Consider the following 14,328-nt stretch of genomic DNA (forward strand, 5'->3'; position numbering starts at 1 on the left):
GGTTCAGCTGATGTCCTCGGTGACCGGCCGGCGCTGGTCGCGCTCGGTGGTCCACTGCTGCACCGGGTCCCTCTTCTGCGGCGCGTTGACGAACTCACGGAAGCGCTTGCGCTTCTCCGGGTCTTCCACCGTGGCTTTCCACTCACACTGGTAGGTGCCGACGATGTCGTTCATGTGGGCCTCCAGCTCTTCCCCAAGCCCCAGGCTGTCCTCCAGGATGACCTGTTTGAGGTAGTCCAGCCCGCCCTCCAGGTTCTCCAGCCAGACGCTGGTGCGCTGCAGCCGGTCGGCGGTACGGATGTAGAACATCAGCACGCGGTCGATGGTGCGTACCAGTTCCTCGTCGGACAGGTCGGTGGCAAACAGGTCGGCATGGCGCGGCCGCATGCCGCCGTTGCCACAGACATAGAGGTTCCAGCCGTTCTCGGTGGCGATCACGCCGATGTCCTTGCTCTGGGCCTCGGCGCATTCACGGGTGCAGCCGGAGACGGCGAACTTGATCTTGTGGGGCGAGCGGAGGCCCTTATAGCGGTCCTCCAGGAAGATCGCCATGCCGACGCTGTCCTGCACGCCGTAGCGGCACCAGGTGCTGCCGACACAGGACTTAACCGTGCGCAGGGACTTGCCGTAGGCATGGCCGGTCTCGAAGCCGGCGGCGATCAGTTTCTCCCAGATCTCCGGCAGCTCGCTCAGGGTAGCGCCGAACAGGTCCACCCGCTGGCCGCCGGTGATCTTTGTGTAAAGCCCGTACTCCTTGGCCACCTGACCCAGCACGATCAGCTTGTCGGGCGTGATCTCGCCACCGGGCACCCGCGGCACCACCGAATAGGTACCGTTCTTCTGCATGTTGGCCATGAAGGTGTCGTTGGTGTCCTGCAGGGGCACATGCTCGGTGGCCAGGATGTGCTCGTTCCAGCAGCTGGCCAGAATCGAGGCCACCGCGGGCTTGCAGATGTCGCAGCCGCGGCCGCGGCCGTGCTGGTTGATCAGGGTGTTGAAGGTGCGAATGCCGTTGACCCGCACCAGGTGGAACAGCTCCTGGCGGCTGTAGGGAAAGTGCTCGCAGATGTCCTTGGACACCTCCACCCCGCGTTTTTCCAGTTCGTTCTCCACCACGCTCTTTAGCAGGGCGGCGCAGCCGCCACAGCCAGTGCTGGCCTTGGTGTCGGCCTTGACCGCCGCCAGGTCGCCGCAGCCGGCGTCGATGGCGCCGCAGATGTCGCCCTTGCTGACGTTGTGGCAGGAGCAGATGGAGGCGGTCTCCGGCAGGGCGTCCGGGCCCAGGGCCGGGGCGCCGCCCTCGTGCTGGGGCAGGATCAGGGTTTCCGGATGCTCCGGCAGGGCGATGCCGTTGAGGGCATACTGCAGCAGGGTGTCGTAGGGACCGTTGTCCCCGACCAAAATGGCGCCCAGCAGTTTCTTGCCGTCCGCGCTGATCACCATGCGACGGTAGTGGCCGGCGGCCTCGTCGTTGAAGCGGATGCTGCGGGCGCCGTCGGTGGCGCCGTGGGCATCGCCGATGGAGCCCACGTCCACCCCCAGCAGCTTGAGCTTGGTGCTCATGTCGGCGCCGGTAAAGGCGGCCTCGCCATCGCCGTTCAGGTGCGCGGCCAGGGTGCGGGCCATGGTGTAGCCCGGCGCCACCAGCCCGAAGATGCGCTCGCTCCAGAGCGCGCACTCGCCAATGGCGAAGATGCGGGGGTCGGAGGTGGTGCACTGGTCGTCGATCACCACGCCACCGCGCTGGCCCAGTTCCAGCCCGGCATCACGGGCCAGGGCGTCCTGGGGCCGGATGCCGGCGGAGAACACGATCAGGTCGGTCTCCAGGTGGTCGTCGTCGCCGAACTCCATCCGCAGGCGATGGTCCTGGCCCGCCACGATGGCGCTGGTGGCTTTCTCGGTATGCACCCGCACGCCCAGCTCCTCGATCTTGCGCTTCAGCAGGCGGCCGCCGTCGTCGTCCAGCTGCACCGGCATCAGCCGGGGCGCGAACTCCACCACATGGGCTTCCAGGCCCAGGCTCTTGAGGGCATTGGCGGCTTCCAGGCCTAGCAGGCCCCCGCCCACCACCACGCCGCGGCTGGCGCCCTCGGCACTGGCGCGGATGGCGTCCAGGTCGGCCAGGGTGCGGTAGACCAGGCAGTGGGGCCGGTCCTTGCCTGGAATCGGGGGCACGAAGGGATAGGAGCCGGTGGCCAGTACCAGAGCGTCATAGGGGTACTCGCCTTGCCCGGTCACGACCACCTGGCGGTCCCGGTCGATGCCGGTAACCTGCTCGCCCAGGTTCAGGCCGATGCCCTGTTCGCTGTACCACTCCAGTGTGCCCAGGGCCAGGTCGTCGTGGCTGGCATCCTGGAAGTACTCCGACAGGTGCACGCGGTCGTAGGCCAGCAGCGGCTCCTCGCCAAACACCTGGATCCGGTATTGGGCGGCGGCTGGCGTTGCCACGAACTGCTCGAGGAAATGGTGGCCGACCATGCCGTTGCCGATGACGATCAGGTTCTGTGTGCTCATGGTGTCTGCTCTCATGGTGTCTGCCTTGTTGGCATTGCTGAATTCAGGCTGCGGCTTCGCAGTAGGCCCGGCCAAAGGCCAGGTTGGCCCGGAAGGCGGCAATGTCGTCGCCCTGGCGGATGCGCTCGGCGTACCAGGGCCCATCCCGGGTCTCACCGAACAGCACCGCGCCGGTGAGGCGGTTGTTGCGGATCAGGAAGCGGCAGTAGCGGTTACTGTCGTGGTCCTGCCAGACCAGCGATTCGGTGTCGCCGTCCGCCTCCGTCTGGCCACAGGAGAAAATCGGGATACCGCTGATCTTCAGGCCGGTGGCCACCTGGGTGGCCTGGAAACGGTGCTGGTGATGGTCGCCGGTCAGCACCCGGGCCAGGACGTCCGCCTGCTGATAGCCCGGCTCCACCAGGCCAAAGGTGTGCTCGCCGATCTGGCAGCATTCACCCAGTGCAAAGATGGCCGGGTCACTGGTGCGCAGGCGGTCATCCACCCGTATGGCGCGGCCACAGGCCAGGCCGGCGTCTCGGGCCAGCTCGGCGTTGGGGGTGATGCCGGCGGCCACCACCACCAGGTCGGTGCTGACCAGGGTGTCGTCATCCAACTGAACCGCACGCACCCGACGGTTGCCCAGCAGCGCCACCGGCTTCGTAGCGGTCCGGATGGTCAGCCCCCGCTCGGTCAGGGCCCTGGCCAGCAGCTCGCCCCCGACAGCATCGAGCTGGCGGTTGAGCAGGTGGCTGGCGCGGTGCAGCAGGGTCACTGCCATACCGCGACGGCGCAGACCCTCGGCCGCTTCCAGGCCCAGGAAACCGCCGCCGATGACCACCGCCCGACGGTTGCGCTGGCTAATGCGGATGAGCCTTTCGGTGTCCCGCAGGTCGCGAAAGCCCATGACGCCGGAGAGATCCTCACCGGGCAGCCCCAGGCTGGCCGGCCGGGAACCGGTGGCCAGCACCAGGCGGTCGTAGCTTTCCTCGTGGCCGCTGGCGGTCACCACCTGGCGCCGCTGGCGGTCGATACCGACGACGGGGTCGCCCTGGCGGCACCGGATGCGGTGGCGCTCGAACCAGTCGGCGGATTGCAGGGCCAGGCTGTCGGCCGGGGCCTCGCCGGCCAGCACCGAGGACAGCAGGATGCGGTTGTAGGCCGGCGCCGGCTCACCGCTGAGCACCACGATGGGGTCGAAACCATGGTCGGGCAGGTCCGCCAGCTGTTCCAGCAGGCGCTGGGCCACCATGCCGTGGCCGCAGATCACCAGTTTTTGCGGTTGTCTGGGCGTCATACCGGTTCGCTCCAACGAAAAAAGCCGGAGCGCGACTGCCCTGTCAGGGTCAGTTGCGGTCCGGCGCCAATGCCAACAACGATGTTCTGATGGTCCGATCATCCGTGATCGGGACGGTCGTCCTTAACCTGTGATCTGCGATAACCGTGCCAGGTTGAAAACCCGAGCCTAATCAGCGGTCTGTCTGAAACCACCCGGCTCAGCCCCGGGTGTACCTGCCCTGCCCTGGTTCAGCGGCGGCCCCAAACGCACAATCCGGGGGCGTGTGACCCTCAGGCGATGGCCCGCTCGCGCTTTTCGGCTGCAGCCGGCTCCTGCGACGGCGCGGCTTCGGCCCTGACGGCCACGGACCCGCTGGCGGATTCGGCGGGGGCCGCTGCCGGCTCGGCCTTGGGGCCCTTGCCGGGGAAGGTCTGCTTCTCGTACAGAAAGCTCAGCACCGACTGGCGGTAGCGCACGTAATCCGGATGGTCCGCCAGCGCGACCCGGTTGCGTGGTCGGGGCAGCTCGATGCTGAGCTCCTCGCCGATGCCCGCGGCCGGGCCGTTGGTCATCATCACGATGCGGTCGGACAGCAGCACTGCCTCGTCCACATCGTGGGTGATCATGATCACGGTGCTGTTGAGGTCCTGCTGGATCTCCATCAGGGCGTCCTGCAGATGAGCCCGGGTGAGCGCGTCCAGCGCTCCGAAAGGTTCGTCCATCAGCAGTACGCTGGGCTTCATGGCCAGCGCCCGGGCGATGCCCACGCGCTGGGCCATGCCGCCGGAGATCTCGCCGGGGCGCTTGTTGGCGGCGTGCTGCATGTTCACCAGCGCCAGGTTGTGGTGAATCCAGTCCCGCCGTTCGGCCCGAGACATGGTGCGGCGGAACACCTGCTTGACTGCCAGTTCGACATTCTCGTAGACCGTCAGCCAGGGCATCAGGGCGTGATTCTGGAACACCACCGCCCGCTCCGGCCCCGGCGTGTTGACCTCGTGGCCGTCCAGCACGCAGCCGCCCTGGCTGGCCTGCAGCAGGCCCGCGACGATGTTCAGCACGGTTGACTTGCCGCAGCCGGAGTGGCCGATCAGTGACACGAACTCACCCTTGCGGATTTTCAGGTTGATGTCCTTCAGGGCGACGAAAGGGCCATCCGGGGTGTCGAAGGCCATATGGACGCCAGTCAGTTCGAGATGGGACTTGCTCATAGCGTTCTCCTTGCTCGGGGCGAGGGGGTTTATTCGTTCCAGGCCACTTTCTTCTGGATGACAAGCATGATCCGGTCCAGCAGGAAGCCGATGAACCCGATGGCCAGGACCGCCACCATGATGCGGCTCAGAGATTCGCTGCTGCCGTTCTGGAATTCGTCCCAGACGAACTTGCCCAGGCCCGGATTCTGGGCCAGCATCTCGGCGGCGATGAGCACCATCCAGGCGATGCCCAGGGACACCCGAAGGCCGGTGAAGATCATCGGAATGGAGGACGGCAGCACCACCTTGCGGACGTGGGTCCAGAACGACAGCTGCAACACCTTGGACACGTTCAGCAGGTCCGGGTTGACCGCCGCCACGCCGACACTGGTGTTGATCAGGGTGGGCCAGAGGCTGCACAGGGTGACGGTGATCATCGAGGTGATGAAGGCCTTTTCGAACATGGGGTCGTCGCTGACGTAGGTGGCCGACACCACCATGGTGACCAGCGGCAGCCAGGCCAGCGGCGACACCGGCTTGAAGACCTGGATCAGCGGATTGACGGCGGCCGCGAAGTAGCGGTTCAGGCCGATGATGATGCCCAGCGGCACCGCGATCAGCGTGGCCAGGGCGAAGCCGGCCATGACCGTCAGCAGGCTGGTGCCGATCTGGTCGAAGAAGGTGGGTGCACCCGGGTAGGGCCGGATTCTGGTTTCGGCATCCGGGTTGGCGTGCAGGATGCGGGCGTTGCGCTCCTCCTGCATGGTGATGAACTTCTCCGCCCGCTCCCGCTCGGCGGCGTGCTCCTGCCAGAGCGAGCCGGCCTGCTGCCAGACATCCGCCGGCGCCGGGAAGCTGCCCAGGGAGGTGTTGACCTGTGGGGCGGTGAGCTGCCAGAACACCAGAAACAGCGCAATGCCGAGGCCGGGCAGCAGCAGTTGCCGGCCGTAGCCGGCCAGGTTGCGGGCGGACAGGGCCGCGGCCAGTGTGGCCAGGGCCGTCCCGAAGGGCTTGGGTCTGGCGCTGGGGGTCCTTGCCATGGCGGTCATGATTGCTCTCCTGACAAACGTTGGGTCAATGCACCCCGGTTAGGGGGTCTGCTGGCCTTTGAGGCCGATCTCGAAACTGTCGATGTAGGCGTTGGGCGTCCGCGGCGTGAAGGCCACACCGTCAATCAGCTTGCCCTGGTGGGGCCGGACGAAATTCTCCGCGGCCGGATCCGGGAAGTCGGACGCCTGCATCAGACCGTCCGCCACCAGGGACTGGGCGGCCTGCTGGTAGATGTCGGTGCGGTAGACCTTGGCGGCGGTTTCCAGGTACCAGTTGTCGGGCTTGGCTTCGGCGATCTGGCCCCAGCGGCGCATCTGGCTCAGGTACCAGATGGCGTCGGAGGGGTAGGGATAGGTGGCGAAGTAGCGGAAGAAGACGTTGAAATCCGGTACCGAGCGCACGTCGCCCTTCTCGTACTCGAAGGTGCCGGTCATGGAATTGGCGATCACCTTCTCGTCGGCGCCCACGTAGTTGGGGCGGGCCAGGATGCTGACCGCCTCGGCGCGGTTGGCATTGTTGTTCTCATCCAGCCAGTGGGCGGCGCGGATCAGCGCCCGCAGCAGCCGCAGGTGGGTGTTGGGGTATTGCTGCGCCCAGTCCTCGGTGACGCCGAAGACCTTCTCCGGGTTGTTGGGCCAGATCTCGTAGTCGGTGATCACCGGCACGCCAATGCCCTTGAACACCGCCTGCTGGTTCCAGGGCTCCCCCACGCAGTAACCCTGGATGGTGCCGGCTTCCAGGGTGGCGGGCATCTGCGGCGGCGGGGTCACCGACAGGTGCACATCCGCCTGCAGGGTGCCGCTGGTGTCGCCGCGCTGGGGCGCGTAGTAGCCCGGGTTGAGACCGCCGGCGGCCAGCCAGTAGCGCAGCTCGTAGTTGTGGGTGGAGACCGGAAACACCATGCCCATCCGGAAACGCTCGCCCCGGTCCTTGTAGCTGCTGACCACCGGTTTCAGGGCACTGGCGCTGATAGGATGCTCCGGCAGGCCGTCCTCCCGCTTTGGCAGTTGCGGCTCCATCATGGCCCAGACGTCGTTGGAGAAGGTGATGCCGTTGCCGTTCAGATCCATGCTGAAGGCGGTGATGATGTCGGCCTGGGTGCCGTAACCGATGGTGGCGCCCAGGGGCTGGCCGGCCAGCATGTGGGCGCCGTCCAGCTCGCCGGTGATGACCCGGTCCAGCAGCACTTTCCAGTTGGCCTGAGCCTCCAGCTCCACGAACAGACCTTCGTCCAGGAAGTAGCCCTGTTCCCAGGCCACCGCCAGGGGTGCCATGTCGGTGAGTTTGATAAAGCCCAGTTTCAGGTCCGGCTTCTCTGCCGGTCCGATTTCCGCCACCGCCGGGCCGCTGAGGCCGGTGATGAGCAATGCGCTGGCAATCAGGTGTTTCAGTTTCATTGGTCTCTCCCTGTGGGGGTTGCCCACACAAAAAAACGCCTGCCCTCCGTTGCCGGTGGGCAGGCGTCAATGCCTGCAGATCAGTCAGGGTTCGAATTTTCCTGCCGCCTCGGGTGGTCTTGCCAACCGGTCGGGGCAGGTTGCGATCATCTGGTACCGGAGACGCTGCATGGCCCGTGCCAGAAATAAAAAGCCTATTCAGATCAGCGTACTGGCGTTTTTGCGTCGCACAGGAACCGGCGCAGCGGAGTTTTCCGCGGTGCCGCGGAACCGTTATAGGGCGCCCTGCACCATCGCCGGGCGGCTCAGGAGCGGGTGCCGGACCATTCGTGCAGCTGCTCCCCGAGCAGGCTGTCGCTGGCCACGTTGACCGGACCGTGGCGGCCGGCCAACACGAACGGCAGCCGGTGCTGGCCTTCGGTCTTGCCGTCCACCCTGGGGGCATCGATGCCCAGGCCCTCGGCGGCCTGGCGATAGAGGTCGGGCCGCACGATGCCGGTCAGGGCGTCGGCTTCGACGGCCCTGAGCTGGCCCCAACGTACCAGCCGGCTGGCCAGCCAGTGGGCCTGGGAGATCCAGGGGAAGTTGGCGGAATGACGGAAGAAATGCTGGTTCAGGCGCGGGTGGAAGAGGCTGAAGGGGTGGTCGTCCAGCACCTGGATCTGCTCCCCCAGGTATTGGGGACGGGCCAGAACCTGGCGCAGGGCCGGGTGGTTGCCGGGGTCGTCCAGCCAGCGGCAGGCCTGCAGCAGGGCACGAATCAGGCCGCGATGGACGGCAACATGCTGGTGAGCCCAGTCGGCCCGCATGCCCAGTACTTTTTCGGGAGCGTTCTGCCAGATCTGATGGCCGGAGTGAAGAATGCGGCCAAGGCCTTCACACTCCAGCAGACTGTTCCAGGGCTCGCCGACACAGCAGCCTTCAATGGCGCCGGCACGCATGGCATCCACCATCTGGGCCGGGGACACAGGGATGATCTGGATATGCCGGCCGGCGTCCGGCCCGGCCGAGGCCAGCCAGTCCCGCAGTTGCAGGTCGTGGCTGGACCAGGGCGCCACCGACGCCAGCTGGATGGGGCGGCCCCGTTCCCGGGCCAGGGCAATCAGCAGACGGGCGGAGCCGATGGGATCCTGCGGCGAGGCGCCACGGCTGTCCAGCTGCCGGTAGAGCTGACTGCACAGGGTGATGCCGTTGCCGTTTCGGCTCATCACCATGCCGGTAAGGATGGGGGTGGCCGGCCGGTCGTGGGCCAGGGACATGGCCAGCGGCATGGGCGCCAGCATCTGGGCACCATCCAGCAGCCCGAAACTGACCTTGTCACGGATGGAAGCCCAGGAAGCCTCCCGCACCAGCACTACATCCAGCCCTTCGGCATCGAACAGGCCCAGCTCACGGGCCATGATCAGCGGCGCGCTGTCCAGCAGGGGCACGAACCCCAGACGGATCTGGAAACCGGGGTGGCGATGGAGGGGCACGGTCTTGGCCATCTCAAGCGAATTCCACAGCGGGACCCGTGCTCAGGATACCCGCTTGACCTCGGAACCGGCCTGACTCCCGTGGCTGCCACCGGGCGCCAGCATGTCGATCACCCGCTGGGCAATCACCACCAGGCGTTCGCTGTGGTCCATGGCGGAGCTGCGCAGCAGGCCGTAGGCGGTGTCCTCATCACAGCCCTCCCGCTTCATGATCAGGCCCTTGGCCCGCTCCACCAGTTTGCGTTCCTCCAGGGCAGTGCGGGTTTGTGCCAGTTCGTTGCGCAGCGACTGGAAAGCTTCGAAGCGGGCCACCGCGGTGTCGATGATGGACCGCACCCGGGCCGGCTGCAGGCCGTCCACCACATAGGCGCTGACGCCTGCGCGCACCGCCGCCTGGATGGTGGCACGGTCACCGGGCTCGTTGGCGAAGAACACGATGGGCCGGGGGGCGTGGGCGTTCAGCGTGCTCATGTTCTCCAGGGTATCCCGGTCCGGCAGGTCCATGTCGATGATCACCATGTCGGGCTCGTCCCGCGCAACGGCGGCGGTCAGGCCGGTGGCGTCGGGACGCTGGCTGATCACTTCGTGGCCTTCCTTGCGTAGCGCATTTCGGACCAGGTCGGCCCGTTGGCAGTCGTTGTCGATCAGCAGGATGCGAAGCGGTTCAGATGACGTCATGGTGTCTTTCCTTGCGGGCGGGCGATGCCCGGACCCGCGGTTCTGATTCGGGACTTAGGTGTTACCCGGGCCCAGCAAATAGCTTGCCAGCCACCGGCACTTCATGAAAATCAATCACCTGGGTTGAAGCAGCCGGCGCAGGCTGCGGCTGCGGTAGGGGCAGGTCGCTCATTGGTTGGGCGCGATACCGGCCTGTTGCACCCATATGCGGCAGCCGCATCCCCCGACCGGGCACTGGCGCAAGAGTCTGAATGGCGAGGATTGCCGTAAGCTTTTATTCTGGTTTTACCCGAAACCGCCCGTAATAGCCGGAGGCAGGGAGAAGGAGGCAAGCGTGACGGCAATCAGTGTGGGCAGAGCACACCGCGGAATTCGGCTGGGCCTGGCGCTGGCCTGGCTGCAGTGCGCAGCGGTCATGGCCCAGGATCTACCCGGTGTGCAGTTGGCGGAGGTGGTGACCGAGCCGGTCCGGGCCGAGGCCGATCTCAACGGCTCGGTAATGTCCCTGCGTTCCGCCCGGCTATCGCCCTCAGTGGCGGGCCTGGTGGCCCGGGTCGGGGTGGATGCCGGCGACCGGGTGGAGGCTGGTGAGCTGCTCATGGAGCTGGACAGTGAGTTGGCGGAGCTGGCCCTGGCCAGTGCCCGGGCGGAAACACGGGAAGCCGGGGCGCGGCTGGAGGATGCCCGCCGCCGCCTGGCTGAGGCCCGCTCGGTGGGTGCCGGCCGCAACATTGCCGCCAGCGAAGTGCGCAGCCGGGAGAATGCGGTGGCTACCGCCGAAGCCGCCCTGGCCCGGCTGCAGGCCGCCGAGCGCAGCCAGGCCGCGCTGCTGGAGCGGCACCGCATTACCGCGCCCTTTGCCGGCGTGGTCAGCGCCCGGCTCAGCGATGTGGGGGAATGGGTGGCCCTCGGGGACGAGCTGCTGGAACTGGTGGACACCGACAGTCTGCGGCTGGATTTCCAGGTGCCCCAGGGCTATTACCCCTGGCTCAACAAAAATGCCCGCCTGCTGGTCACGTCCGCCACGGGCGAGCCGACCGCGCAAGCCGAAGCGGCCATCGAACAGACGGTGCCGGTGACCGACAGCCAGTCCCGCACTTTCCTGCTGCGGGCGCTGGCACCGGAAGCCCAGCGCTGGCTGCCGGGCATGGCGGTACAGGCCCGGCTGCGGGTGGAAACCGGTGAACAGGGCCTGACGGTGCCCCGGGATGCCCTCAACCGCTATCCGGACGGTCGCATCACGGTCTGGATCGCCGAGCCCTCCGGTGACCAGCGCTTCAAGGTGCGGGAGAAGCGCATCCGCATCGGCGGCGGCTTTGGCCAGCGGGTGGTGGTGCAGGAGGGCCTGGAGGCCGGCCAGCGGGTGGTGTCCCGGGGCAACGAGTCGCTGCGGGAGGGCCTCGAGGTCCGGCTCTCCCGCCGGGAGGCCCGCTGATGCTGGCCGCCGTCATCCGCCACGGCACCCTGGTGACGGTGATCACCCTGATCCTGGTGATCCTGGGCACGGCGGCGGCCTTCCGCATTCCGGTCCAGATGATCCCGGACCTGGAAGTTCGCACCATCACGGTGGAAACCCGCTGGCCCGGGGCCACACCCCAGGACATCGAGAAAGAGATCCTGATCGAGCAGGAGCGCTTCCTGCGCAATGTGCCAAACCTGCGACGGCTGGAGGCCACCGCCGCCAGCGGCAGCGCCGAGATCGAGCTGGAATTTCCCTTCGGCGTGGACATCACCCAGACCCTGATCCAGGTCAACAATGCCCTCACCCAGGTGCCGGACTATCCCCTCAACGTGGATGAGCCCCGCATCATCGCCACCTCCTTCTCCTCCAATGCCTTCATGTATTTCCGTGTCTCCACCCTGGAGGGCAACCCCCGGGAGCTGGATATCGTGATGATGCGGGACTTCATCGAGGACCGGGTCCGGCCCCGCATGGAGAGTGTGCCAGGGGTGTCTGAGGTCACCGTTGGCGGTGGTGCCGAGCGCCAGGTCCAGATCGTGGTGGACGAGCGCCTGCTGGCCCAGCGTGGCCTCAGTCTGATGGACCTGCGCAGGGCGCTGGAGGCCCGCAACCGGGATGTCACCGGCGGTGAGATCGAGTCCGGCAAACGCCGCTACCTGGTGCGCACCGTGGGCCGCTTCCGTGATACCGGCGAGCTGGAGCAGCTGGTCCTGGCCCGAGAGGGTGACAGTGTGATCCGGCTGTCGGAGGTGGCTACCGTGGAGCTGGGCCACGCCGAACTCAGCCAGCTCTCCTTCGTCAACGGCCAGCAGGTGCTTGGACTCCAGGTCCGGCGCGAGCTGGGCTCCAACGTCATCGACATCAAATATGGCATGCTCGATGAGGTGGCAGCCATCAACGAGGAGATACTCAAGCCGGCGGGCATGATCCTGGAGCTGAGCGCCGAGGATGCCGGCTACGTGGAGGCCTCGATAGCCAACGTCTGGACCAACCTGGGGCTGGGGGCGGTGTTCGCCACCCTGGTGATGTTCCTGTTCCTACGCTCGTCCCGGGCCACCTTTGTCGGCGTCATGGGAATTCCCATCTGTGCCATCGCCGCTTTCCTGGGCCTGCTGCTGACCGGTCGCACCATCAACGTGATCTCCCTGGCGGGGGTGGCCTTTGCCATCGGCATGACGGTGGACAACAGCATCGTGGTGCTGGAGAACATCGAGCGCCATCGCCGCCAGGGCCTGGACCGCTTCGAATCCGCCCTCAAGGGCGTGCAGGAAGTCTGGCCGGCGGTGCTGGCCTCCACCACCACCACGGTTCTGGTGTTCCTGCCCATCCTGTTCATCGTGGAGGAGGCCGGGCAGCTCTATTCCGACGTGGCCATCGCCATTTCCGCCGCCATCGTGGCCTCCATGCTGGTGGCCATCAGCCTGATCCCCACCCTCAGCGCACGGCTGCAATTCGGCGTGCGGGGCCGGGAGCGGGACCCCGACGCTGGCTGGGCGGGCCGGGTGGTGGCCGCCATCCACTGGCTGATCGCCCGGCCGTTGCGCCGGGGCGTGACCCTGGTAACCACCCTGGCCCTGAGCGGGCTGATCATCTTCGGCCTCACGCCCCCGGCGGAGTACCTGCCGGAGGGGGAGGAAGCCAAGACCTTTGCCCGCATGAGCGCGCCCCCTGGCTACAATCTGGATGAAATGGCGGCCATCGCGGAACAGGTGGAGGATCATTTCCTGCCCCATGTGAAGGCGGATCCCGGCCCCTATCTGGCGGGTGAGACCGAAGTGCCCCCCATGCAGTACCTCAACCTGGCGGTGGACCCCACCGGTATGCGGATCATTTCCGAAACCGTGGACCCGGATCATATCGAGGCCCTGATGGACGCCATCACCCGTTTTTACGAGCAGTTCCCGGGCATGCGGGCGTTCGCCTCCAAGGGCTCCATCATCTCCAGCAACGACGCCGGTACCCGCAGCATCGACCTGGACCTTTCCGGCCGTGATCTCAGTGAGATCTACCAGGCCGCCAATGCAGTCTATCGCCGCGCCGAGGAGATCTTCGACCAGCCCCGGATCCAGACCCGGCCTTCCAGCCTGGCCCTGGCGCAGCCGCTGATCCAGGTCCGCCCGGACTGGGCCCGCGCTGCCGAGCTGGGGCTGGACACCCAAGCTCTGGGCTTCACCGTGGCCGCCATGACCGAGGGCGCCTACGTCGGGGATTTCTTCCAGGGCGATGACAAGATCGACATCTATGTGTACGGCAGCAGCGCCGGCAACCCCGACCTGCAGGCGCTGCCGGACTTGATGCTGCGCACCGCCAACGGCGCCAGCCTGCCGCTGTCCGACATCGCCACCATCGAGGAAACCGTCGACACCAGTATCGTGCGACGGGTGGACGGGCGCCGCACCGTCACCCTCAACGTGGTGCCGCCGGAGGACGTGGCGCTGGAAACCGGCGTGGCACGGGTTCGCACCGAACTGCTGGAGGAATTGCGTCAGCGTGGTGAGCTGCCCGCCAGTGTCAGTGTGTCCATCTCCGGCGCCAGCGACCAGCTCAACGCCACCCGGGAGGCCCTGAGCGGCAATTTCGTGATCTCCCTGGCCATCGTCTACCTGTTGCTGGTGGCCATCTTCGCCCACTGGGGCTACCCGCTGCTGATCATGACCGCGATTCCCCTGGGCATCGCCGGCGGTATCGTCGGCCTGGCCCTGATGAACCTGGTGGGCAGCCTGCTGCCCTTGATCGGCCTGCGGCCGCTGAACCAGCCCTTCGACATGATCAGCATGCTGGGCTTTCTGATCCTGCTGGGCACGGTGGTGAACAACCCCATCCTGGTGGTGGATCAGGCCCGCCAGAACCTGCGCCAGAAAGGCGTGGAGCTGGTGGAGGCGGTCACCGATGCGGTCCGGGTAAGGCTGCGGCCCATCGCCATGACCACCCTCACCACTCTGTGCGGCCTCTCACCGCTGGTGTTCATTCCTGGCGAAGGCACCGAACTCTATCGCGGCGTCGGGGCCATCGTACTGTTCGGCCTGCTGGGGGCGGCGGTGGTCACCCTGACCTTTCTGCCGGCCCTAACGGTGGTGGCGCTGGGCTGGAGCCGGCGCCGACAACAGCGGCAGTGAAACGCCCCGGGCTGGCGCGTCGGCGCCCGACCTGCACCTTTTTCAGGCGCCCGCCGGAGCCCACCGGTTCGGGAGCTTGCCCCAAGCCCCGCTGAGCCCGCCCACCAACGCCGCGGTCAGGGCATTCGGGGGACATTGGCCCTGTAATTGCTTTGGTCTGCACAGATTCAGTAGACGATCGTTTTGGC

General features: G+C 66.7%; 9 protein-coding genes. 2 read left to right on the forward strand and 7 right to left on the reverse strand.

What is annotated here, in order from left to right; all coding sequences use genetic code 11:
* Positions 1-3: 3 nt before the first annotated feature.
* From nirB to R3280_RS03490, 7 genes are all read right to left on the reverse strand, one after another.
* A complete protein-coding gene (gene nirB, locus R3280_RS03460; RefSeq protein ID WP_413468736.1) occupies positions 4-2,514 on the reverse strand; it encodes a nitrite reductase large subunit NirB in 2,511 nt (836 codons plus the stop codon).
* 43 nt (positions 2,515-2,557) lie between these two features.
* Positions 2,558-3,790 carry an NAD(P)/FAD-dependent oxidoreductase gene (locus tag R3280_RS03465; protein ID WP_318997187.1) on the reverse strand — a complete coding sequence of 411 codons (1,233 nt, stop codon included), beginning with the start codon at positions 3,788-3,790 and terminating at the stop codon, positions 2,558-2,560.
* Positions 3,791-4,062: 272 nt separating this feature from the next.
* A complete protein-coding gene (locus R3280_RS03470; protein WP_413468737.1) occupies positions 4,063-4,944 on the reverse strand; it encodes an ABC transporter ATP-binding protein in 882 nt (293 codons plus the stop codon).
* A gap of 65 nt (positions 4,945-5,009) precedes the next feature.
* Positions 5,010-6,002 (reverse strand): ABC transporter permease, encoded by a 993-nt coding sequence (locus R3280_RS03475; protein ID WP_413468738.1) that lies wholly within the window; start codon positions 6,000-6,002, stop codon positions 5,010-5,012.
* A gap of 48 nt (positions 6,003-6,050) precedes the next feature.
* The gene (locus tag R3280_RS03480) at positions 6,051-7,409 is read right to left on the reverse strand and encodes a CmpA/NrtA family ABC transporter substrate-binding protein (RefSeq protein WP_318997190.1); all 1,359 of its coding nucleotides are present in this window, start codon (positions 7,407-7,409) and stop codon (positions 6,051-6,053) included.
* 305 nt (positions 7,410-7,714) lie between these two features.
* The gene (locus tag R3280_RS03485; protein ID WP_318997191.1) at positions 7,715-8,896 is read right to left on the reverse strand and encodes a CmpA/NrtA family ABC transporter substrate-binding protein; all 1,182 of its coding nucleotides are present in this window, start codon (positions 8,894-8,896) and stop codon (positions 7,715-7,717) included.
* 30 nt (positions 8,897-8,926) lie between these two features.
* Complete coding sequence (locus R3280_RS03490; protein ID WP_318997192.1) at positions 8,927-9,562, reverse strand: ANTAR domain-containing response regulator; 636 nt, start codon at positions 9,560-9,562, stop codon at positions 8,927-8,929.
* A gap of 334 nt (positions 9,563-9,896) precedes the next feature.
* On the opposite strand from R3280_RS03490, the gene R3280_RS03495 reads away from it, so the two are divergent.
* Together R3280_RS03495 and R3280_RS03500 are read left to right on the forward strand one after the other, a co-directional pair.
* Entirely contained in the window at positions 9,897-10,997 is a 1,101-nt protein-coding gene (locus R3280_RS03495; protein WP_318997193.1) for an efflux RND transporter periplasmic adaptor subunit, read from the forward strand.
* Positions 10,997-14,140: an efflux RND transporter permease subunit gene (locus R3280_RS03500; RefSeq protein WP_318997194.1), complete on the forward strand. Its 3,144-nt coding sequence runs from the start codon at positions 10,997-10,999 to the stop codon at positions 14,138-14,140. The genes R3280_RS03495 and R3280_RS03500 overlap by 1 nt, the downstream gene beginning before the upstream one ends.
* Positions 14,141-14,328 lie beyond the last annotated feature (188 nt).

This window comes from Marinobacter sp. (genome assembly GCF_033722195.1).
Classification (GTDB): domain Bacteria; phylum Pseudomonadota; class Gammaproteobacteria; order Pseudomonadales; family Oleiphilaceae; genus Marinobacter.